This is a genomic window from Pseudomonas sp. PK-RTE-24, from assembly GCF_054052265.1.
The window spans coordinates 41,050-62,959 of record NZ_CM133224.1; the positions used below are offsets into that span (position 1 = coordinate 41,050).

Genomic DNA, 21,910 nt, shown 5'->3' on the forward strand with positions numbered 1-21,910 from the left:
GTCTCCTACGCGGGGACGCAGCACAGGAGCTCCCATGCTTATTCAACGCATTTTCGCCTCGGTGTTGCTGCTGGTGTGTGCCGGCCTGGCACTGATGGCGTGGCCGTACCAAGCGGCTTTTTCCTATGAACCCGTCGGCCCACGCGCCTTTCCGCTGCTGATGCTCGGCCTGATGGGGCTGGCGCTGCTGTACATGGTGGTTCGCCCGGCACCCATCAAACACAACCCGGATGAGCCGCCGCTGGATCGCGAAACCCTGACCAAGATCGGTCTCTGCGTGGTGTTGCTGCTGGTGTTTGCCGGCACCTTCGAACCCCTTGGCTTCATCGTGGCCAGCATCATTACCGGCGTACCGATGGCCCGTCTCTATGGCGGCCGCTGGCTGCCGAGCGTGGTCATCATCAGCCTGATGGCGGTTGGTCTCTATCTGCTGTTCGATCGCTTGATGGATGTTCCGCTGCCACTCGGCCTGCTCAGCGTCCTGGAGAACTGATATGGATACCCTTGGCTATTTGGGTCAGGGCTTCGGCGTCGCGCTGAGCCCGTACAACCTGGTGACCGCCCTGTGCGGCACCCTGATCGGCACCGTCGTCGGCCTGTTGCCGGGCCTTGGTCCGATCAATGGCGTGGCGTTGCTGATTCCGATCGCGTTCGCACTCGGCCTGCCGCCGGAGTCGGCGCTGATCCTGCTCGCGGCGGTGTATCTGGGCTGCGAATACGGCGGCCGGATCAGCTCGATCCTGCTGAACATTCCGGGTGAAGCCTCGACTGTAATGACCACCCTCGACGGCTACCCGATGGCCCGCAAAGGCATGGCCGGTGTGGCACTGTCGCTGTCGGCGTGGAGTTCGTTCATCGGCGCGTTCATCGCCACGTGTGGCATGGTGCTGTTTGCGCCGCTGCTGGCGAAATGGGCGATTGCCTTCGGACCGGCGGAATACTTCGTGTTGATGGTGTTCGCGATTGTCTGTCTCGGCGGCATGGCTGGTGATCGACCGTTGAAGACCTTTATTGCGGCGCTGATCGGTCTGTTCCTTTCCACCGTCGGCATCGACGCCAACAGTGGCGTGTACCGTTTCACCGGCGACAACATTCACCTGACCGACGGCATTCAGTTCGTCGTGCTGGTGCTGGGTCTGTTCTCGATCAGCGAAATCCTTCTGCTGCTGGAAAAGACCCACCACGGTCAGGAAGCGGTGAAAGCCACCGGCCGGATGATGTTCAACTTCAAGGAAGCGGCGTCGGTTTTCGTCGTCAACGTCCGCTGCGGCGTGCTCGGTTTCATCATGGGCGTGTTGCCCGGTGCCGGCGCGACGCTCGCCAGTGCCGTGGCCTACATGACCGAGAAGCGCATCGCTGGCACCAGCGGCAAATTCGGTGAAGGTGATCCGCGTGGTCTGGCCGCGCCAGAGACCGCAATCGGCGGCGCGGCGTGCGGCGCTCTCGTTCCGATGCTGACCCTCGGCGTTCCGGGTTCGGGCACCACTGCGGTGATGATCGGCGCGCTGTCGCTGTACAACATCACCCCGGGTCCACTGCTGTTCCAACAGCAACCGGACATCGTCTGGGGTCTGATCGCGTCGTTGTTCATCGCCAACGTGATGCTGGTGATCCTCAACATCCCAATGATCCGCGTATTCACTCGCATCCTCGCCGTGCCGAACTGGGCGCTGGTGCCGATCATCGCGATCATCACCGGGATCGGCGTTTACGCTGTGCACGCGACCACCTTCGATCTGTTCCTGATGATCGGTATCGGCATCTTCGGTTACATCCTGCGCAAGCTGGATTTCCCGCTGTCGCCGCTGCTGCTGGGCTTCATCCTCGGTGGCTTGATGGAGCAGAACCTGCGTCGCGCGCTGTCGATCTCCAATGGCGCGCTGGAGATTCTCTGGTCGAGTCCGATCACCTTCGGTTGCTGGATCCTCACCGCGATCATGCTGCTGATGCCGCTGATTCGCATCTGGCGTAAACGTTCGGCGGCACGGCGCGTCATTGCCGATGTTTGATCGCTTGTCCCTGAAAGCCTGGTGGGGCACCCCGCTGGTCGGTCTGCTTGGCGGTTTCATCGCCAGTCAGATCGGCTGGCCGCTACCGTGGATGGTCGGCTCGTTGCTGGCGATCATCCTGGTGCGCTGCCTGACGCCGTGGCAACTGGCGGAAATCCCTGGCGGGCGCAAGTGCGGCCAGTGGATCGTCGGCATCGGTATCGGCCTGCACTTCACCCCGCTGGTGATGGAACAGGTGCTCAGCCATTTCGGTTTGATTTTCTTCGGTGCATTGGTCACCAGCCTGTCGGCAGTGGTCGGCGTGTGGCTGATGCGCCGCACCGGCGAGGATCGCGCCACGGCTTTTTTCTCAAGCATGCCCGGTGGTTCCGGGGAGATGGTCAACCTCGGCGCGCGTAACGGTGCACTGCTCAGCCATGTCGCGGCCGGGCAGAGTCTGCGGGTGTTGGTGGTGGTGTTGTGCGTGCCGGCGGCGTTCAAGTATCTGCTCGGTGACGGCACGCCGATTTCTCACGCCGGCAGTGTCGATTGGCGCTGGCTGGCGATTCTGTTTCCGGCGGGCGCCCTGCTCGCCTGGCTCTGGCAGCGTCTGCGCCAACCCAATCCATGGCTGTTCGGGCCGTTACTGGTCAGTGCGGCGGTGAGCATTACGTGGGATCTGCACATCGGTTTGCCCAATGGCGGCAGTCAGATCGGCCAATGGCTGATTGGCAGCGGTCTGGGCTGTCACTTCAATCGGCAGTTCTTCCGCCGCGCGCCGTCGTTCATGGGCCGGACGTTGATCGGCACGGCGCTGACCATGTTGATCGCGTCGCTGGCGGCGCTGGGCTTGAGTGCATTGACCCATCTGGATCTGCGTTCGCTGACCCTGGGCATGATGCCCGGCGGGATCGCCGAGATGAGCCTGACGGCGGAGACCCTGCAACTGTCGGTGCCGCTGGTGACGGCGATGCAGGTGATGCGGCTGTTGTTTGTGCTGTTTCTGGCGGAGCCGTTGTTCAAGTACTGGAATCGTCATCCCGCCTAAGTCTGCGAGATCGGGTCGCTCTTTTCGCGAGCAGGCTCGCTCCCACAGGGGGTTTGTGGCTTGCACACAATTCCTGTGGGAGCGAGCCTGCTCGCGAAGGGGCCAACCCGGTCGACACATCAAATCGGTGGCAAGCGCCAGTCGATCGGCGTTTCGCCATTCTGTTCGAGAAACTTGTTGGTCCGGCTGAAATGCCCACAGCCCAAAAACCCGCGATAGGCCGACAACGGCGACGGATGCACCGAGGTCAGCACCAGGTGCTTGGTCGCGTCGATCAGCTTCTGCTTGCTCTGCGCATGGGCGCCCCAGAGCATGAACACCAGATGCGGCTGCCGCTCGCTGACCACCTCAATGATGCGGTCGGTGAAGTGTTGCCAGCCCTTGTCCTTGTGCGCGTTGGCGTTGGCGCGCTCAACCGTCATGGTGGTGTTGAGCAGCAGCACGCCCTGTTCGGCCCAGCTCTGCAGGTAGCCGTGGTTGGGAATGTCGATATTGAGGTCGCGTTTCAGCTCTTTATAGATGTTGACCAGCGACGGCGGTGCCGGCACGCCCGGTTGCACCGAGAAGCACAGACCGTGGGCCTGGCCCGGGCCGTGGTAAGGGTCCTGGCCGAGGATCACCACTTTCACCTTGTCCAGCGGCGTTGAGTTCAGTGCGTTGAAAATCATCGGTCCCGGCGGGTAGATCTCCTTGCCGGCGGCCCGCTCCTGCTGCAGAAAGCTGCGCAACTCTGCCATGTAAGGCTGGTCGAACTCAGCACGCAGTGCCTCCTTCCAGCTCGGTTCGAGTTTGATACGGTCGTCAGCAGTCATGGTCATTTCCGGCAAAAACAATGGGGCGAACCCTAGGAAAGCCGACCACGCTTGTCAATTGATCTGACGCAGATCCGGCACTTTCCCCCATAGCGATCATACTGATCGCTCAAATTTCCGATCGAGGTCACGATGAATCTGCACTTCGAAGAACTTACCGGCACCGACGGCGCACGCATCGGCATCGCCAGCCTGGATGCCGAAAAATCGTTGAACGCGCTGTCACTGTCGATGATCAACGCCCTCAGCGACAAATTGAACGCCTGGGCCAATGACCCGCAAATCGTCTGCGTGCTGCTGCGCGGCAACGGCGCCAAAGCCTTCTGCGCCGGCGGTGAGGTGCGCAGCCTGGTCGAAGCCTGCCGCGCTCACCCCGGCGAAGTCCCGCCGTTGGCCGCGCAGTTTTTCAGCGCGGAATATCGCCTCGATTACAGCCTGCATACCTATCCCAAGCCGCTGATCTGCTGGGGTCACGGTTATGTGCTCGGTGGCGGCATGGGCCTGTTGCAGGGCGCCAGCACGCGGATCGTCACGCCGAGCAGCCGTCTGGCGATGCCGGAAATCACTATTGGACTGTATCCGGACGTCGGCGCCAGTTGGTTTCTCGCCCGATTGCCGGGCAAGCTCGGCTTGTTTCTCGGCCTGACCGGCGCGCACATCAACGGCCGTGATGCGCTGGATCTGGCCCTGGCCGATCGCTTCCTGCTCGACGAACAGCAACCGCAATTGATCGAAGGCCTGCTGCAATTGAACTGGCAGGAACAGACCGCCATGCAGCTCAACAGCCTGCTCAAGGCTCTGCAGCAGGAGGCACTTGAGCAAATGCCCGAAGCGCAGTGGCTGCCGCGTCGCCAGCTGATCGACGAACTGCTCGACGTCAGCGACGTTGCCTGTGCGTGGAAAGCCATCAGTCTGCACCGCGACAGCAGCGATCCATTGATCGCCCGAGCGGCGAAAACCATGACCGAGGGCTCGCCGCTGACCGCGCATCTGGTCTGGGAACAGATCAGCCGCGCGCGGCACATGTCGCTGGCCGAAGTATTCCAGATGGAATACACCCTGAGCCTCAATTGCTGCCGCCATCCGGAATTCAGCGAAGGCGTGCGTGCGCGGTTGATCGACAAGGATCAGAAGCCGCACTGGCACTGGCCGGATATCAGTAGCGTGCCGGATGCGGTGGTCGAGGCACACTTTCATAAAGTCTGGGAGGGACGGCATCCGTTGGCGGATCTGACCCAGTATTGAGGTGACGCGAGGCCCGCGATGGCGACTGGATTGCCATCGCGGGCCGGCTCAATCGGTCGTCTTGTCAGACATTCAGTCCGTAGAACTCAATGAATTCCTTCATGGCCCGCTGCGCTTCATCGTCGCCCTTTATCAAAATATCCTCGACATCCCTTAATGGCGGAAGCGGGTGCAGGCGCTCGGCAATCTGCGTCGCGCTGTAGTCTTGAGTCGCTGTTCCTTCGCTGACTCTTATGAAGCCAATAGCGTTTTCACCTTCGGCAAAATGACTGGAAACCCGGATTTTCGGTGCCATGCCGTAGTCGACCACGATCACCAGATCATCACGCTCACGGTGAAACTTCAGGTTGTCGATCGTCAGCATGCGCTCGGAAAAATCGATCCCGTCCAGGCCGCCTCCGTTGTTGATGATCACGTCTCTGCCGAGGCCATCGTATCGGTAGATATCATTTCCCGCGCCGCCGGCCAGCGTGTCATTGCCCGGCCCACCCAGCAGCAGATCATCCCCGGGGCTGCCCGTGAGCACGTCATCCCCCTGCATCCCTCGGATCTCCCCCGCGCCGCTTATCGTGTCATTGCCGCGACCGCCCACGAGTGGCAGCGCTCGTCCGTCTCGCAAGGAAGTTGAACAGGTGGGATGGTTGACGATGACACCCGTATGAAAAGTCTCGGGCGCAGGTCCCAGCTGACTTGATTCCAGGAGCTGCTTCAAACTTGCGACCGACCCATCGGCGAACTTGACGAGCTCAATACCGGCGCCCTCAAGTTCACCGCTGTGGGGCAAGACGATGCGGACTTTCTGTGTCCCGCCCCATTGGATATCGAGTGTCGGATGAAGCATTTTCGCTCTTGGCGGATCGCGGTAAGCCCCGCGACCCGGGTTGGATTCCAGCTCGACATGAGTGGTCTCTATCAGCGCAGCACCCCAACTCAATTGCAGTGCATCGCGCTGCGCATCTGCTGGAAGAACGACCGTGTCCTCATCGATCAATCCGTACTCGTCTTTCCACTCCGCTGCGCCAACTTCTGCGCGGTGGAAAACAGGGTTCGGCACATCCGCAATCGTGGTGGTCGCTGCGGCGTGCGCTTGCACGATGTAGGTGTCGGCACCGCCTTCGCCGTAAAGCCAGTCATCCCCTGCCCCGCTGACCAGATAGTCGGCGCCCTCGGCGCCCAGCAAGGTATCGTCACCTGCACCTGCGGATAAAAACGCGCCCGGTGTTCTGTCGCCGACAGTGCCGTAGTCAAGTGGGGAGCCTGCATAAGCGACGATCAGATCGTCTCCCGCGCCGCCGTGGAAAACGTTTTCCACTTCGACGTTGACCCGCCCGCCGGCATCGTAGCCATGGACGATTTTGCGTTTGATCGTCGTGCTTTCGACCTCCCAGCGGAATTCCTTGCGCACCGTTCCGGCCGAACTGAAGCTTGCCGCCGGATAGACGTACCAGCCTTCAAGCGCGCCGGATTCCTTTCGGTCCTCAACCAATACGTCGCCCGAATTGAATGAAAACCCGTTGGCCGAACCGGATCGATAATAGCGAAGCGCCTGACTTGAAGAGGCTGTCGCTCCCTCGGATTTCACCTGTTTATTTTCGACACGGGTTGTGGTTGTCGACTGCCTTTCACTGACCACGGCGTGCCCTGCATCAACCTTCATCCATGGCGGCGTTTCAGACAGTGTCCCCGCTTCGACGCTGCCATCGATCAGCTCCGTGTGAGTGGTGTAACCGGTGTCGCTGGTAGTGATATGGCTGCGAACCCAGACGCCTTGCTCATTCAAGGTAAAACCTGTGGCGTGTCTGCGGGCGGAGCGTTTTGACTTGATTTGCGCGAGGAACTCATCGGTCCAGTTGACCGTTTGAACAGACGCCACCGGGCCTTGCGCCGCAGCGGTGAAATCGTCTGGCTTAACCGGATCCTCAACTTTGCTTTCAGGGGTTGCCGGGGCGGTGACAGGTTCTGGTACGGGTGACTCGGCCGTCTCTATCGGTGGCAATGTTTTGCGCAGGACATCTGCATAATCAAGTACCACGCCGTCGCTGAAATTGAATGTGGAATCCTTCCACCGCTCGTGATTCTTGATGAGTATCGCGTCGCCCGTGCCATTGGCCAGTCGCAAAACCGTGCCGACGGTAACTTCGATAACGTCGGCCTTCAGGCTTTGCGCGGAAAACCCTGCACCGAACCTGATGATGTTGCGGCCGCCGGCATCGGTGACGATATCCAGGCCGTCGCCAGCGCCGAAATAGTAGATGTCGGCGCCATCCATGCCATCCAGCACGTCAGCATCTGGACCGCCATCAAACACGTTGTCGCCAGAATCGCCGCGAAGGTAGTCCGTCCCCTCTCCGCCCAGCAATGTGTCGTTGCCGACGCCACCGAGCAACGTGTCGTTACCTGAGCCACCGTGTAGATAATCGGCATTCTGCTCGGCCTCAGCGCTGTTTTCGTAATCGCCGGCAAGGATGTCGTCACCCGCGCCGCCGTACAGCGTGTCGGCACCGAAACCACCCTGTAACGTATCGTTTCCTTCGCCGCCCTGAAGCACGTCGTTGTTGCTCCCGCCCGGTTGCAGGTCAGACACATCGCCATCGAGGAAATCAGCCCCTGCGCCACCCACCAGCGTATCCGCGCCACCCATGCCGCGCAGGGTGTCATTCCCCGCGCCGCCATCGAGAAAGTCGTTGCCGTGATAACGAACCGGATGGTCAGGGCTGTCGCCGATCAGATCGTCATGGCCTTCGCCGCCGAAGAGCAAATCATCGCCACCGCCGCCCCAGAGCGTGTCATCGCCGAGGCCACCGTCCAGCAGATCATCGCCAAAAAAATGCGCGGCATCGCCTTCGACGCCGTCCAGTACGCCGTCATCACCCTGCAAAATGTCGTTGCCAGGGCCGCCATACAAAGCGTCGCTGCCACCGTTACCGCCGAGTGAATCATCACCACTGCCGCCGTCCAGCACATCGTTGCCATGGTGTCTGCTGGGCAGGCCACCGCCCCAATCGAGGTTGTCACCAAGCATCACGTCGTTGCCGCTGCCACCGGCCAGGGTGTCGTTACCTTGATCGCCTTTGAGAAAATCGTCGTCAGCTCCGCCGTCAAGCAGGTCCTCTCCCCAGCCGCCGTTGATAATGTCCTTGCCGCCCTGCCCATACAGCACGTCACTACCGCCTTCGGGCGCACTGTTTATCGAGGCCTTTGAATAGACCGCTCGGTGACTGGTCACACCGCGAGCAATCGTGACGGCAGCGCGCTTAACCGACCAACCTTGTTCCAGCGCACCGGTGGTTTCGTCTCCGGATAACACATCGTCGCCAGCACCGCCGATCAAGGTATCCCGGTCATTGCCACCGAGCAGAACATCTCGGGATGCCGTACCGATAAGCAAATCGTCACCTTGCCCGCCGTCGAGCCAGTCTCCGCGATTCGCCTTGCCCTTGGCGTCACCGTCGGCCATGGCCTTTTCGATTGTCGTCTGCTTGTCGCCGAATAACCGATCGTCTCCAGCCTTGCCAAACAATCGATCAGAACCGCCCAGGCCGAGAATGACATCGTCTGCGGCGGAACCGTAAAGTACGTCGGCCTTGTTGCGCTGTTTGACCTTGGGCAGCAGCACCACGTTGCCCAGCTCATCAAAGGAGGGCTGATCGCCGGGGACAGTGGGATCGGCGTCTTTGGCTTTCCAGTCGCCCTGAAGCGTCAAATCCGCAGCAGTGAGCGGCTGCCCCTCGTATTCAGGGAGGCGGATGCCAAGCATCCCGGGCTGGAAGTTTTTGATCACCACCAGATAGCCCTGGCCGTATTTGATGTTGAGGGTGTTTTCAACAAGCGCCAGGGTGATGGACCGATCCTCGGTAGACCAGATATTGCTCAGAGGCGCGCGGCGTTTGAGTGCGGGAATCGGTGCGCCATTGATCCACAGTTGCCCATCGGCGTTGGCATCAAGAATCTCGTCGAGGCCATCGCCGCTGGCGAATTCATAACGGTCGTTGCCTTCGCCCCCGATCAAGGAATCGTTCCCCTTTCCTCCGATCAGAACATCATCACCGGCCATCCCGTACAACACATCATTGCCGTCACCTCCGGTTAGCGAGTCATTGCCGCGACCACCTTCAATAACATCGTGACCGGCAATCCCATCGATGGAGTCATTGCCCACGCCGCCATACAGATGATCGGCATTGGCGCCACCGGCGAAAGATCGCCCTCCGTTGTCACCGAACATGGCCAGCGGGTTCAACACGCCGGTGGTCATCGGCGCCTGTTTGCCGGAGGCGAGATCGGAGTAGGAAAACTGCTGCAGCGAGTGTTCTCCAAACGAGCCTTGGGTTCGGGCAATCAAACGAGCGAGCATCTGCGCACGATCCGCCAGCCACTGCGCGGTGATAAAGCCTTCGCCAGTGTGCGGATCGTAAAGCTCGAGGTTGCGGTCGGGATAACCGTCGGCTCGCTCTATGACGACTTCACTGAGTTGCTGCAAAGAGTTGCGCAACGCCAGACCGAGCGGCGTCGCCTCGGCTGCCAGTTTCGCCCATGCATTGGCATTGCCGAACTCGCCTATTGTTCGGGTGACGATGCTTTGCGACTGCTCTGGGGAGAATGCCGAGAAGAAGGCGTAAGCGTTGCTGGCGAAGGTGTCGTTGGTAGTGGGTATGGCAGCAGAATCGCCGTCGTAAGTGCGCTTGAACATGTCGAGAAATTCGTTCTGGCCGTAGCGCAAGATCAGCTCGACCACGGCGGCAACAGGTGTGCCTTTGACTACATGCTGAATCAGCGGATTCACACTGCCACTGGCCAGCGCGATATTGATTTGCTCGGGTACGACCGAGAGCAGACTTTGCAGTGGATTGATGCCGAAATTGCTGATCGCCGCTCGCAGGCCGACGCTGTAGGCGTCGATGGCGAAGAGAATGTTTTTATAGTCGTCGAGCCGGTTGGGTTTTGCCTGGATGGGTGGGCCGCCATCTTCCGCATCCGGGTCGCCCGCAGAGATCAGTCTCCACGTTTCATAGGGAGGTTTACCGCCCAACAGGCTGAATCCGACTGTTCCAGACCAACCGGAGTTACGTTTCACGGCGGTGTCGTCCTCCCCGCAAACCTCCTTGAACAGCGCCTCGCCAATCGCGCTGGCGTCGATTTCTGCGATCTGGCTGATTGACGGAACGGTCCAGGGTGCCAGTTGACCGGCAAGGGATCCGTTGATCAGGGTATTGATGAAATTGACGGCAACCTGGTTGGATGAAAGCTGCATCAGGTCTTCACTGAAAATTGTATTCAGTCTGAGTTCACCCTGGCGGGAGGTGTAACCACGAATCAGGGCAGAGTAGGCACCGTTTCCACCGTTGGCATCAATGGCCACGGCAAGCCAGAGTCTGGCGCTTTTCAGCACTTCTCCAGCCTCTTTATCGGCAGCTACAACGTCAGAAACTTTCTCACCAATAATATCGAACAGCTTTTGGTACAGGGGGGCGCAGCTTGCCCCTGCTATTTTCAGCGCATCGTACTGAATTTGTTTTGAGCTCAGCCTCATTCCTTTGCAAATATTAGCCGCGTTGAAAATCTCTGATTTTTCCATGTCGCTAAAAACATAACTCATTGTTACTTCCTTGTAATAACCGCCCGTGAAAGATAACCACTGAGATACTTGAGCATCTCAGGTGCTTCGCGTAATGACGCTAATCCGAGTTTTACGCCACCGTGCCCACCAGCGAAGTCGAAGTTATCCAGATTGATAGCGCAGAAGAAATTCAGTTTGCCGAAATCAAGATTTTCCAATTCAGTTCTGCTGAACCTTGCCAGTTTCTCGTCAGTCAGCTTTTCCTCCGAAGCCGGGCGAATCAAGCCGTCACAGTTGATCAACCGAGGGGTTCCATCTCGCCGCGGCCAGCCAGTAATGACAAACGTTCTAACCGAATCTTGATTCTTGAAATGCGGTGGAGGTGCATCGAGCCAAATCTCCAGCCCCGGATAATTCTTTAGTTTCACAATCAACTCATCCGGCCAGTTGACGTGCCGATAACCCCGCTCATGGGGTTCGGTGGTTTCTTTCCTGGTAAAAAGTCCGGCGTTCAATTTATAGAGCCGCCAACTTTTGGGGATCGACTCTGCGCGCTGATCCTGGTACCGGTGCAGCCCCGTCCCGGTCCACCAGAAAAGCCCCTTCAGAGCAATCGCCAGACACGCTTTCTTGTTCACCATTTCAGGCATGCCTACATAAAACTCAGGGACTAGCGTCTTATCTATATAGGCGCCGCCTAATATCGGCACTTGCTGCATGCTCGCCAGCTTGTTCTGGCAAGCTTTCTCGTTTGCCTGGTGAATAGCCGCCGACTCGGCAGTTTGTTCTTTGCGAATATAAAATTCCGCTACGCAGTAACAGACATAAAAGAACAATCCATACTTCAACAAACTTTTAAACCACTTGATCGCCTGCTTACGCGACTTCCTGGACATTTCAAACCTCCCGCTCAAACTGCGGAACGGTTGGTATGTCGCTATGCCCGGATATCGCGCTTGCAAAAACCTCAAAATATTGGCTCACGCCCGATTCCACACTGAACCGACCTGCCGTCAACTTCGCGGCGCTGGCAAGACCACCGTACTCACCTGCCGACTTCAAAACCTTGCTTACACTTCTGGCAATTTCTTGATGGTCGAAGAAATCCACCAATATGCCATTCGCCCCCTCGACAATGACTTCCCTTACCGGAGCCGTATCCGACGCAACAACCACACAACCGGACGCCATCGCCTCCAGTAACGACCAGGACAAGACAAACGGATACGTCAAATAGACATGAACTTTCGAACACCGCAGAACCGCTCGATAAGTCTGGTAAGGAAGTTTCCCTGTGAAATGCACTCTGGAGTGATCGAAACTGACCTCCGCCTCCATCCTGCTGCGCCAATCCGGGTACCCGACCGGCTTACTCCCATAACTGACACCGTCACCGCCAACCACGATGATCTGCGCGTCGGGGCACTCGGCCTGAATAAGCGGGATAGCTCGCATGAAACTGTGAAAGCCGCGATAAGGCTCAAGGTTTCTGGCGACATAGGTAACGATCGGCTGTCCGGCTTTGAGCTCGATTCCATTGGGCAGTCTGACTGCCCCGACTTTCGCCAGGTCAGAATTTTGAATCACACCTTCGTGAATGACCCGAATCGCCGACCGGTAAGCGGCCGGAAACAGGCTGCGCTGCCACTGCGTAGGCGCGATTGCGATATCGCATTGTTGAAGATTCAACAGATGCAGCGAGTTGAGCACCCGCAGCCGTGACGACTCCCTTGCGGCTCGGCGGAATTCAGGGTCGAACCCGCAATCGGCGCCCTGCGCTCGATAGTAATACTCGCAATAGTGAATCAGCGGCGTATCGGCATAGACGTCCTTGGCAAACAGCGTCTCTCCCCATCCGGGATGAGCAAGAATCACGTCTGGCAGATAGCCCGAACGTTTCAGCCTGCCCAGGATTTCAAAAACTTTCTGCCCGTCGATCACCGCTTGTTCGTAGCGGATCAGATACGGGTGAATATTGCCGGGCGCTCGCCCCGTCGCTCGATATCGATGGATTTCCACCCCGGCGACGCCCGGTGCCGTGTCCCGACCTATCGCCACAACCTCATCACCGCGCTCCAGCGCTGCCAGCACCACATGACGGAACTGACCGGGAAAATTTTGGTGAATAACCAGTAGCCTCATAGCGCTGAACGTCCATTTTTCGCCGCTATCGAGCTGAGGATTGCTCGCCTCGTTCGGCATCCACGAACGCTAACAAACGCCACGAAATGAAACTGTAGGACGCTTCCGGGATTGTCTTAGGAGATGGCCAACGAAAGGACTTTTCGACGGGCAAAAAAAAGCGGCGCATCATGCGCCGCTTTTTTATTTGCGGTCAGTTACCAGCGGTTGCCACGGCCGTTGTAGTCACGACGACCGCTGTGGCGATCGTAGTTGCCGCGACCGCGGTGGTCATTGTCCCAACCGCCGCGACGGTGGCCGTCCCAGCGTCCGCGATCATTGCCGTGCCAGCGACGGCTTTCGTAGTAACGCGGGGCCGGTTGGTAGTGCCGCGGCGCCTGGTAATAACGCGGTTGCTGGTAGTAACGCGGCGCTGGCTGGTAGTAGCGCGGCTGGGTGTAATAGGTGCCGCCGCTGCGGTAATAGGAGCCGCCACCGCTGTAATAGGCCGGTGCGGGTGATGTGTAGACCTCTGACCTGTAGTAGCTGTCTCCATAGGAATAAGGAACGCATCCGCCAAGGGAAAAAAGCATCACGGCAAGCAGTACGATTCGGCGATACATGGCGGCCTCCTGGACCGCGGGTTGGCCACACCAGCGACGCTGGCAGGCGACCGTCAGCAATTGCGTGACTGTCGAAGAATCAGACAGCGGTTTCGGAATCTGGTGCGTTCCTGCAACAAGTTGAAACAAGTGATCATGAAATCTTGTTAATCCGCAAATCAACGCCCCGTGAACCCTGAACACGCTGCATGACGGTGCAACCACGCACCACCACGATGCGCTGTCGCTCGCCCCGCTCACCTCGGCAATCCAGCAGATCCCCGCCGCAGAGGCCTCGGCCCGACTTGGCACGTCTCTCGCTTTAGCAAACCCGTGCAGGAGTCATCACAGGTTCGCGGCACCACAATTTGCAATGGCTGACTAGGGTTCCGGCTCGCAATCGCGAGTGGCTGGTCCGAGAGTTGGCGACCTCCAGTTGAGGTTACACGGCGGGACAAAAGCCCGGGAGACAAGCCACCGTTCGCGGTGCCGCGTTGCCTTCCTGTCCGCCCTCGATCAACTGGAGAATCCGCAATGATCCGACTACGTTTCCCCGCCCTGCTCGCCGCCGCCTTCGCCGCGCTCATCAGCACGCAATCTTCCGCCGCCCAGAAAGACCACTTCAGCGTGTGCTGGACGATCTACGCCGGCTGGATGCCATGGGAATACGCTGGCAGCCAGGGCATCGTCGACAAATGGGCGAAGAAATACGGGATCAAGATCGACGTCGTGCAGCTCAACGACTACGTCGAATCGATCAACCAGTACACCGCCGGCCAGTTCGACGGCTGCACCATGACCAACATGGATGCGCTGACCATTCCGGCTGCCGGTGGTGTCGACAGCACCGCGCTGATCGTCAGCGATTTCTCCAACGGCAACGACGGCATCGTGCTCAAGGGTGAAGGCAAGAAAGTTGCCGACCTCAAGGGCATGGACGTCAATCTGGTCGAGCTGTCGGTCTCCCATTACCTGCTGGCCCGGGCACTGGACTCGGTGGACCTGACCGAGAAAGACCTGAAAGTGGTCAACACCTCCGACGCCGACATTGCCGCCGCGTTCAACACCGACGACGTCAACGCCGTGACCACCTGGAACCCGATGCTCTCGGATATCAAAGCCAAACCCGGCGTCACCGAAGTGTTCAATTCCAGCCAGATCCCCGGCGAGATCATGGACATGATGGTGGTCAACAGCGCCACCCTCAAAGACAACCCGGCGCTGGGCAAAGCGCTGACCGGGGCGTGGTTCGAAGTGGTCGCTTTGATGAACGCGAAAAGTGCCGCGAGCAAAGCTGCGCTGGAGCACATGGCCAAGGCCTCGGGAACTGATCTCGCCGGCTTCCAGGCGCAACTGGACACCACAAAACTGTTCGCCACGCCGAGCGAAGCGCTGAATTTCGCCACCAGCAAACAACTGCCGGACACCATGCGCAAGGTCGCCGAATTCTCCTTCGAGCACGGCCTGCTCGGCGAAGGCGCGAAAGACCCGAGTGCGGTGGGCATGTCCTTCGCCAACGGCGTGACCAGCGGCGACACCGCCAATCTCAAGCTGCGCTTCGATCCGACCTACGTGCAGATGGCCGCCGACGCCAAGCTGTAAGCCACGGAGGATTTGGCCATGCGCCTGATCAATCGCCACCCCGATCGCCCGAGTCGCCTGTTATTGGTGATCCTGCCGTTCGCGCTCGTGCTGTTCGCCTACTTCACAGGCTCGGCCGAGCGCCTGGCGGACAACCCCAACGACAAACTGCTGCCCAGCGCCGTGCAGATGAGCGACGCGGTAAAACGCCTGGCCTTCAACGCCGACAGCCGCACCGGCGAATACCTGTTGTGGCAAGACACTGCGTCGAGTCTGCGGCGCTTGGCCATCGGCCTCGGCATCGCGGCGCTGGCAGGTCTTTGCCTCGGTATAGCGGCGGGCACCCTGCCGCTGTTCGGCGCGCCGTTGTCGCCGCTGCTGACGGTGCTGTCGATGGTGCCGCCGCTGGCGATCCTGCCGATTCTGTTCATCGTCTTCGGGCTGGGCGAGTTTTCGAAAGTCATGCTGATCGTCATCGGCATCACCCCGGCGCTGGCCCGGGATCTGGAACAGCGTGCCCGCGACATTCCGGTCGAACTGCTGATCAAGGCGCAGACCCTGGGCGCCTCGACCTGGACGCTGATGCTGCGCGTGGTCTTGCCGCAGCTGTTGCCGCGCTTGCTGATCTCGCTGCGTTTGATGCTCGGTTCGGCATGGCTGTTCCTGATTGCCGCCGAAGCGATCGCTTCCACCGATGGCCTCGGCTACCGGATCTTTCTGGTGCGGCGCTACCTCGCCATGGACGTGATCCTGCCCTACGTGGTGTGGATCACCCTGCTCGCCTGGCTGATGGACTGGGGCCTGAAACAGCTGACCCAGCGCGCTTTCCCTTGGTATGAGGGAGCGGCGAAATGAGCTTCATCACAGTAAAAAACGTCTGGCAGCAGTACGCCGATCAAGTGGTGCTGGAAGGCTTGAACCTGAGCGTCAACGAGGGCGAGTTCTGCACCTTGGTCGGCGCCTCCGGTTGCGGCAAATCGACCTTCCTGCGCCTGCTGCTCGGCCAGGAAAGCGCCAGTCGCGGGGAGATTCTGCTCGACGGCCAGCCCTTGGCCAGCGAGCCGGATGCCAGCCGTGGCGTGGTCTTTCAGCGCTACTCGGTGTTCCCGCATCTGAGCGTGCTCGACAACGTCGCCCTCGGTCTCGAATTGCCGCGCGCGCCCGTGCTCGGCCGGCTGTTCGGCAACGCCAAACGCGAGGCGCGCGAACAGGCGGCAGCACTGCTGAGCAAAGTCGGCCTCGGCCATGCGCTGGACAAGTACCCGGCGCAGCTGTCCGGCGGCATGCAGCAACGCTTGGCCATCGCCCAGGCGCTGATCATGAAGCCGCGCGTGTTGCTGCTCGACGAGCCCTTCGGCGCACTCGACCCGGGCATTCGCAAAGACATGCACGCGCTGCTGCTGGAGCTGTGGCGCGAGACGCAACTGACGGTGTTCATGGTCACCCACGACCTGTCCGAGGGCTTCAGCCTCGGCACGCGTCTGCTGGTGTTCGACAAGGTGCGCCTCGACCCGCACGCCCCCGGCGCCTATGGCGCCCGCATCACTTACGACATCCCGTTGAACAGCGACCGCCGCGCCCAGCGCGCCGCCGTCGAGGCCCTGCCGCTGCCGCTGGCGGGCACCCTTCGCACTGCTTGAGAGGACTGCTGCAATGACTGATTCAATCCAACTCTTCCCACCCTTCGCTGAAGAGCTGCTGCCGGGCGGCGGCCACCGTTCGTTCGTGCTCAAGCGCGGCCAGTTACTGCGCCTGACCGACCTGCGCGGTGGCGCCAATGCCAGCCTGACCTTGCTTAATGCCAATGAAAAAACCGAGCGGCTGAACCTGCCCGACAGCCTCAAATGCCAACACACCGCCAAGCTCACTGCCGGCCACTGCCTGTACTCGGACATGGGCCGCGTACTCGCCGCGATCACCGCCGACACCTGCGGCTGGAGCGACAGCCTCGGCGGTGTGCTTTGCGCACAGGAAGTCGCCGAAAAGTACGGCCAGGGCCGCTACCAGGAACTGCGCAACGGCTTCTTTCGCAACGGCACCGACAACCTGCTGGTGGAACTCGGCAAGTGGGGCCTGGGCCTGTCCGACCTGCTGATGACCCTGAATCTGTTCAGCCGCGTGAACGTCGATGAGGCCGGGCGTTTCCACTTCGTCGAGGGCAATTCGAAGGCAGGTGACTACATCGAGTTGTACGCGCCGATGGACACCCTGGTGGTGCTCACCGCCCTGCAACATCCGATGGACCCGTCACCCGAATACGCCCCGAAACCCTTGAAGCTGAGCTGGATGAACGCCGACGCCAGCGTCGCCGAACACTGCCGCACTTCGCGCCCGGAAAACGAGCGCGGCTTTATCAACACCGACCGTTTGTTCGCCTGAGGATCGCTGCCATGTCACTCGCAATTGCCACTTCGCACAAGCAAGCCGACAGCGCGATCTACCGCGCCACCATTCCCGCCGGCGAGCCCTGGCTGATGGAAGTCAAGGCCGGGCAGACCCTGCGCATCCTTGATCTGGAAGGCAATCAGGCCGTCGACACTTTGTTTTACAGCCTCGCCAACCCGAAGGAACGCTACGACGTGCAACGCACCTTGCGTAGGCAGAACAGCGTCTACCTGAGCACCGGCAGCGTGCTGTATTCCAACCTCGGCCAGCCGATGCTGACCATCGTTGCCGACACTTGCGGGCGCCACGACACCCTCGGCGGCGCCTGCGCGCAAGAGAGCAACACCGTGCGCTACGCCCTGGAAAAACGCTACATGCACAGCTGCCGCGACAACTACCTGCGCGCCTGCGCCCACGACGGCCGATTGAGCAAAGGTGACATCGGGCCGAACATCAATTTTTTCATGAACGTGCCAGTGACGGCGGACGGCGGGCTGACTTTCGAGGACGGTATTTCGGCGCCGGGCAAGTATGTCGACTTGCGCGCCGAGATGGACGTGATCGTGCTGATTTCCAACTGCCCGCAGTTGAACAACCCGTGCAATGCCTACAACCCGACCCCGGCGGAGTTGCTCGTATGGAACTGACCATCAGCCGTTTACGCCGTTGGCTTTTTGCCCTGTGCCAGGCGCGTTCCGGGCAGTGCCTGAAATCCACCAGACAACCCTGAACCCTGTGGGAGCGAGCCTGCTCGCGAATGCGCCGTGTCATTCAGCATTGATGTGGCTGATCCACCGCCTTCGCGAGCAGGCTCGCTCCCACAGGGGGTTTGTGGTGGGTTTGAGTGAAGTGTGTTTTTTCCATCCGGGACGGCCCGGATGTCTGTCGAAAAACAGCGGGACGGCCCGCTCCCCCTTCAGGGGTTATGCCATGTTCGAAAAAATCCTGATCGCCAACCGTGGCGCGATTGCCTGTCGCATCCTGCGCACGATCAACGTGCTGAAGGCCCAAGGCGTCGCCGTGTACTCAGAAGCCGATGCTGCCAGCCTGCACATCTCCCAGGCCGCTGAAGCGTACAGCCTCGGCGAAGGCGCGGCGTCCGCGACGTATCTGGCCGTCGATAAAATCCTCGCTATCGCCAAACAAAGCGGCGCCACGGCGATTCATCCCGGCTACGGATTTCTCTCGGAAAACGCAGCGTTCGCCGAAGCCTGCGAAGCGCAGGGCATCGCCTTCATCGGCCCGACGCCGGAGCAATTGCGGGTGTTCGGCCTCAAGCACACTGCTCGCGCATTGGCCAGACAGCACGGCGTACCGATGCTCGAAGGCACCGACCTGCTCGACAGCCTCGATTGCGCGCTGAGTGCCGCCGAACAGGTCGGCTACCCGGTGATGCTGAAAAGCACCGCTGGCGGTGGTGGCATCGGCATGCGCGTGTGCCGCAGCGCCAGTGAATTGAGCGAATCATTCGAAGCGGTGAAACGCCTCGGTCAGAACAACTTCAGCGACGCCGGGGTGTTCATCGAGAAGTACATCGAACGCGCGCGGCATCTGGAAGTGCAGGTGTTCGGCGACGGCTGCGGTGAAGTCATCGCTCTCGGTGTGCGCGACTGTTCGGTGCAGCGGCGCAACCAGAAAGTCCTCGAAGAAACCCCGGCGCCGAACCTGCCAGAAGGCATGGCCGATGAGCTGTGCGCAGCGGCGATCAAACTGGCGCAAGCGGTGAATTATCGCAGCGCCGGCACCGTCGAATTCGTCTTCGACAGCGAGGGCCAGCGCTTCTATTTTCTCGAAGTGAACACGCGCTTGCAGGTCGAGCACGGCGTCACCGAACAGGTGTGGGACGTGGACCTGGTGCGCTGGATGATCGAGTTGGCCGCCGGTGATCTGCCGCCGCTGAACGAGTTGTATCAAGGCCTGGAACCGCAGGGCCATGCGATTCAGGCACGTCTGTACGCGGAAGATCCGGGGCGTGATTTCCAGCCGAGCCCGGGCCTGCTGACCGCTGTGCAGTTTCCGCCAGCCAACGGCGTTGAGTTGCGCATCGACACCTGGGTCGAAGCCGGTGTGGAAATCCCGCCGTATTTCGACCCGATGATTGCCAAGCTCATCGCTTGGGCGCCGAGCCGCGAACAGGCTCGCGCCGAACTCCATCAGGCACTGGGCGATAGCCTGCTGTATGGCGTGGAAACCAACCGCGATTACCTGCGGCAGATTCTCCTCGATACTCCATTCGCCAGCGGCCAGCCGTGGACCCGTTGCCTGGAAAATCTGCTCTATCACGCCAACACCTTCGAAGTGCTCAGCGCCGGCACGCAAACCAGCGTGCAGGACTATCCCGGACGCCTCGGTTACTGGGCCGTCGGCGTGCCACCCTCGGGGCCGATGGACAGCCGAGCGCTGCGTCTGGGCAATCGCCTGCTCGGCAATGAACAAGGCGCCGCCGCACTGGAAATCACCATGAGCGGGCCGATCCTGCGCTTCAATTGTGACGCGGTGGTCGCGGTGACCGGCGCGCCGATTGCCTTGACCCTTGACGCTGAACCGGTGCCGATGAACACCGCGCTGCTGATCCCGGCCGGCGCGACATTGCAACTGGGCAGCATCAGCGGCGCCGGCGCGCGCAGTTATCTGTGCCTGCGCGGCGGCGTGCAGGTGCCGGATTATCTGGGCAGCAAAAGTACCTTCACTCTCGGCCAGTTCGGCGGGCATGGCGGACGGGCGTTAAGGGCCGGTGACGTGTTGCATGTGCCGGCATTGGCCGACCACAGCGCCGGCCAGCAACTGGCCGAGCAGCACATCACCACGCTGCCGAGCGTGCGCCAGATCCGGGTGATCTACGGTCCGCACGGCGCCCCGGAATACTTCAGCGAAAACTACATCGCCACGTTCTTCGCGACCCAGTGGGAAGTGCACTTCAACTCCAGCCGCACCGGCGTGCGCCTGATCGGACCGAAACCTGAGTGGGTGCGTGAGGATGGCGGTGAAGCGGGTCTGCACCCGTCGAACATCCATGACAATCCGTATGCGATCGGGGCGGTGGACTTCACTGGCGACATGCCGGTGATTCTCGGCCCGGATGGCCCGAGCCTGGGTGGGTTTGTCTGCCCGGTGACGGTGATTGAGGCGGACCTGTGGCAGCTGGGGCAGCTCAAGGCGGGCGATAAAATTCAGTTCATCCCCGTCGACCTCGGCACCGCCCGCGATCTCGCCCTGAAATGGGATGCCCCCTGTGGGAGCTGGCTTGCCAGCGATGGTGCCCGATCTGACACCGCATCAACTTCATCGCTGGCAAGCCAGCTCCCACAAGGGATTGTGTCGCCTGTGGTTCTTGAGTTGGGTCAGGGGGATCGGCGGCTTGTCGGGAGGGTTTCTGGCGACACTCATTTACTGCTGGAGATCGGCGCGCCGGAGCTTGATCTGGTCCTGCGCTTTCGCGCCCACGCGCTGATGCAGGCGCTGGAAAGCCAAGCCCTGCATGGGGTGATCGACCTCACCCCGGGCATTCGCTCGCTGCAAGTGCACTACCAGCCCGAGCAACTGCCGCTGGCCGATCTGCTCGGCATCATCGCTGGCGAATGGGACGCGGTGTGCGCCGCCAAGGACTTGCAGGTGCCTTCGCGCATCGTGCACTTGCCGCTGTCGTGGGACGACCCGGCCTGTCAGTTGGCGATCGAGAAATACATGACCACCGTGCGCAAGGACGCGCCGTGGTGCCCGAGCAATCTGGAGTTCATCCGGCGCATCAACGACCTGCCAAATCTCGACGAAGTGCAGCGCACGGTGTTCGATGCGAGCTATCTGGTGATGGGCCTTGGCGACGTCTATCTCGGCGCGCCGGTGGCCACGCCGCTCGACCCGCGTCATCGTCTGGTGACCACCAAGTACAACCCGGCACGTACCTGGACGGCCGAAAATTCGGTCGGCATCGGCGGCGCCTACATGTGCGTGTACGGCATGGAAGGCCCGGGCGGTTATCAGTTTGTCGGGCGCACTCTGCAGATGTGGAATCGCTATCGCGAAGTCGCCGCGTTCGACGGCAAACCGTGGCTGCTGCGCTTCTTCGATCAGATCCGTTTCTACCCGGTCAGCGCCGAAGAACTGCTGCGCATTCGCCGCGATTTCCCCCTTGGGCGCTTTGATCTGAACATCGAACACAGCCAGCTCAACCTCGCCGACTATCAGGCATTTCTCAGTCAGGAAGCCGCGGGCATCAGCGCTTTCCGTGCGCAGCAACAGGGCGCGTTCAAAGCTGAACGCGAGCGCTGGATCGCCAGCGGCCAGGCGCATTTCGACAGCGAAGAAGCCGTGCCTGACGCCAGCGAAGAAGCACCACTGGAAAACGGTGAACACAGCGTCGACAGCCACATCGCCGGCAATCTCTGGCAGGTGCAGGTCGAGGCCGGCCAGCGTGTCGCGGCGGGCGACGTGCTGGTGATTCTCGAGTCGATGAAGATGGAAATCCCTGTGCTCGCGCCGCTGGCCGGTGTGGTGCGCAAGATCCGCGTGCAACCCGGTTCGGCGGTGCGCGCCGGACAACGGGTAGTGGTGCTGGAACTCGACTGAAGCCA

General features: G+C 60.6%; 15 protein-coding genes and 1 riboswitch. Of the genes, 10 read left to right on the forward strand and 5 right to left on the reverse strand.

Features of this window, described 5'->3' with window-relative positions; all coding sequences use genetic code 11:
- The first annotated feature begins 34 nt into the window (after positions 1 to 34).
- From ACV8MC_RS00220 to ACV8MC_RS00230, 3 genes are read left to right on the forward strand one after another with little or no spacing between them, the layout of a single operon-like run.
- Positions 35 to 493 (forward strand): tripartite tricarboxylate transporter TctB family protein, encoded by a 459-nt coding sequence (locus ACV8MC_RS00220; RefSeq protein ID WP_095180598.1) that lies wholly within the window; start codon positions 35 to 37, stop codon positions 491 to 493.
- Between the two features lies 1 nt (position 494).
- Entirely contained in the window at positions 495 to 2,009 is a 1,515-nt protein-coding gene (locus tag ACV8MC_RS00225; RefSeq protein WP_016771277.1) for a tripartite tricarboxylate transporter permease, read from the forward strand.
- A complete protein-coding gene (locus tag ACV8MC_RS00230; RefSeq protein WP_056783516.1) occupies positions 2,002 to 3,036 on the forward strand; it encodes an AbrB family transcriptional regulator in 1,035 nt (344 codons plus the stop codon). The genes ACV8MC_RS00225 and ACV8MC_RS00230 overlap by 8 nt, the downstream gene beginning before the upstream one ends.
- 119 nt (positions 3,037 to 3,155) lie before the next feature.
- On the opposite strand, the gene ung is transcribed toward ACV8MC_RS00230, so the two are convergent.
- Positions 3,156 to 3,848 (reverse strand): uracil-DNA glycosylase, encoded by a 693-nt coding sequence (gene ung, locus ACV8MC_RS00235; RefSeq protein WP_024011989.1) that lies wholly within the window; start codon positions 3,846 to 3,848, stop codon positions 3,156 to 3,158.
- 132 nt (positions 3,849 to 3,980) lie between these two features.
- Here ung and ACV8MC_RS00240 point away from each other — a divergent pair, with 132 nt between their 5' ends.
- A complete protein-coding gene (locus ACV8MC_RS00240; protein ID WP_315434937.1) occupies positions 3,981 to 5,093 on the forward strand; it encodes an enoyl-CoA hydratase/isomerase family protein in 1,113 nt (370 codons plus the stop codon).
- Positions 5,094 to 5,157: 64 nt separating this feature from the next.
- Here ACV8MC_RS00240 and ACV8MC_RS00245 read toward each other — a convergent pair whose 3' ends face one another.
- The 4 genes from ACV8MC_RS00245 to ACV8MC_RS00260 form a co-directional block, all read right to left on the reverse strand.
- Positions 5,158 to 10,689 carry a calcium-binding protein gene (locus ACV8MC_RS00245; protein WP_457264089.1) on the reverse strand — a complete coding sequence of 1,844 codons (5,532 nt, stop codon included), beginning with the start codon at positions 10,687 to 10,689 and terminating at the stop codon, positions 5,158 to 5,160.
- A 2-nt stretch (positions 10,690 to 10,691) separates the two neighbouring features.
- A complete protein-coding gene (locus ACV8MC_RS00250) occupies positions 10,692 to 11,546 on the reverse strand; it encodes a hypothetical protein (protein WP_457264091.1) in 855 nt (284 codons plus the stop codon).
- A 1-nt stretch (position 11,547) separates the two neighbouring features.
- On the reverse strand, positions 11,548 to 12,852 hold the full coding sequence (locus ACV8MC_RS00255) for a glycosyltransferase family 4 protein (RefSeq protein ID WP_457264092.1): 1,305 nt from the start codon (positions 12,850 to 12,852) through the stop codon (positions 11,548 to 11,550).
- A gap of 137 nt (positions 12,853 to 12,989) precedes the next feature.
- Positions 12,990 to 13,394, reverse strand: coding sequence for a hypothetical protein (locus ACV8MC_RS00260; protein WP_039760873.1), 405 nt, complete (start codon positions 13,392 to 13,394; stop codon positions 12,990 to 12,992).
- 349 nt (positions 13,395 to 13,743) lie between these two features.
- A riboswitch (guanidine-I (ykkC/yxkD leader) is annotated at positions 13,744 to 13,844 on the forward strand.
- A gap of 63 nt (positions 13,845 to 13,907) precedes the next feature.
- Here ACV8MC_RS00260 and ACV8MC_RS00265 point away from each other — a divergent pair.
- The 6 genes from ACV8MC_RS00265 (at position 13,908) to uca (ending at position 21,905) form a co-directional block, all read left to right on the forward strand.
- A complete protein-coding gene (locus tag ACV8MC_RS00265; protein ID WP_095180593.1) occupies positions 13,908 to 14,975 on the forward strand; it encodes a putative urea ABC transporter substrate-binding protein in 1,068 nt (355 codons plus the stop codon).
- Between the two features lie 18 nt (positions 14,976 to 14,993).
- The gene (locus ACV8MC_RS00270; protein ID WP_423663902.1) at positions 14,994 to 15,809 is read left to right on the forward strand and encodes an ABC transporter permease; all 816 of its coding nucleotides are present in this window, start codon (positions 14,994 to 14,996) and stop codon (positions 15,807 to 15,809) included.
- Positions 15,806 to 16,594, forward strand: coding sequence for an ABC transporter ATP-binding protein (locus ACV8MC_RS00275; protein WP_252883328.1), 789 nt, complete (start codon positions 15,806 to 15,808; stop codon positions 16,592 to 16,594). The genes ACV8MC_RS00270 and ACV8MC_RS00275 overlap by 4 nt, the downstream gene beginning before the upstream one ends.
- A gap of 13 nt (positions 16,595 to 16,607) precedes the next feature.
- A complete protein-coding gene (locus ACV8MC_RS00280; RefSeq protein ID WP_252868939.1) occupies positions 16,608 to 17,333 on the forward strand; it encodes an urea amidolyase associated protein UAAP1 in 726 nt (241 codons plus the stop codon).
- An 11-nt stretch (positions 17,334 to 17,344) separates the two neighbouring features.
- On the forward strand, positions 17,345 to 17,986 hold the full coding sequence (locus tag ACV8MC_RS00285) for an urea amidolyase associated protein UAAP2 (RefSeq protein WP_125917748.1): 642 nt from the start codon (positions 17,345 to 17,347) through the stop codon (positions 17,984 to 17,986).
- 283 nt (positions 17,987 to 18,269) lie between these two features.
- Positions 18,270 to 21,905, forward strand: coding sequence for an urea carboxylase (gene uca / locus ACV8MC_RS00290; protein WP_457264095.1), 3,636 nt, complete (start codon positions 18,270 to 18,272; stop codon positions 21,903 to 21,905).
- The last annotated feature ends 5 nt before the right edge of the window (positions 21,906 to 21,910 follow it).

Excerpts from the sequence above, each read along its gene's own strand:
- ACV8MC_RS00270 (WP_423663902.1), top strand. The coding sequence starts at position 14,994 with ATGCGCCTGATCAATCGCCACCCCGATCGCCCGAGTCGCCTGTTATTG.
- ACV8MC_RS00220 (WP_095180598.1), top strand. The coding sequence starts at position 35 with ATGCTTATTCAACGCATTTTCGCCTCGGTGTTGCTGCTGGTGTGTGCC.
- ACV8MC_RS00260 (WP_039760873.1), bottom strand. The coding sequence starts at position 13,394 with ATGTATCGCCGAATCGTACTGCTTGCCGTGATGCTTTTTTCCCTTGGC.
- ACV8MC_RS00285 (WP_125917748.1), top strand. The coding sequence starts at position 17,345 with ATGTCACTCGCAATTGCCACTTCGCACAAGCAAGCCGACAGCGCGATC.
- ACV8MC_RS00255 (WP_457264092.1), bottom strand. The coding sequence starts at position 12,852 with ATGCCGAACGAGGCGAGCAATCCTCAGCTCGATAGCGGCGAAAAATGG.
- ACV8MC_RS00275 (WP_252883328.1), top strand. The coding sequence starts at position 15,806 with ATGAGCTTCATCACAGTAAAAAACGTCTGGCAGCAGTACGCCGATCAA.
- ACV8MC_RS00280 (WP_252868939.1), top strand. The coding sequence starts at position 16,608 with ATGACTGATTCAATCCAACTCTTCCCACCCTTCGCTGAAGAGCTGCTG.
- ACV8MC_RS00230 (WP_056783516.1), top strand. The coding sequence starts at position 2,002 with ATGTTTGATCGCTTGTCCCTGAAAGCCTGGTGGGGCACCCCGCTGGTC.
- ACV8MC_RS00265 (WP_095180593.1), top strand. The coding sequence starts at position 13,908 with ATGATCCGACTACGTTTCCCCGCCCTGCTCGCCGCCGCCTTCGCCGCG.
- ACV8MC_RS00240 (WP_315434937.1), top strand. The coding sequence starts at position 3,981 with ATGAATCTGCACTTCGAAGAACTTACCGGCACCGACGGCGCACGCATC.
- ung (WP_024011989.1), bottom strand. The coding sequence starts at position 3,848 with ATGACTGCTGACGACCGTATCAAACTCGAACCGAGCTGGAAGGAGGCA.
- ACV8MC_RS00225 (WP_016771277.1), top strand. The coding sequence starts at position 495 with ATGGATACCCTTGGCTATTTGGGTCAGGGCTTCGGCGTCGCGCTGAGC.
- ACV8MC_RS00250 (WP_457264091.1), bottom strand. The coding sequence starts at position 11,546 with ATGTCCAGGAAGTCGCGTAAGCAGGCGATCAAGTGGTTTAAAAGTTTG.
- uca (WP_457264095.1), top strand. The coding sequence starts at position 18,270 with ATGTTCGAAAAAATCCTGATCGCCAACCGTGGCGCGATTGCCTGTCGC.
- ACV8MC_RS00245 (WP_457264089.1), bottom strand. The coding sequence starts at position 10,689 with ATGAGTTATGTTTTTAGCGACATGGAAAAATCAGAGATTTTCAACGCG.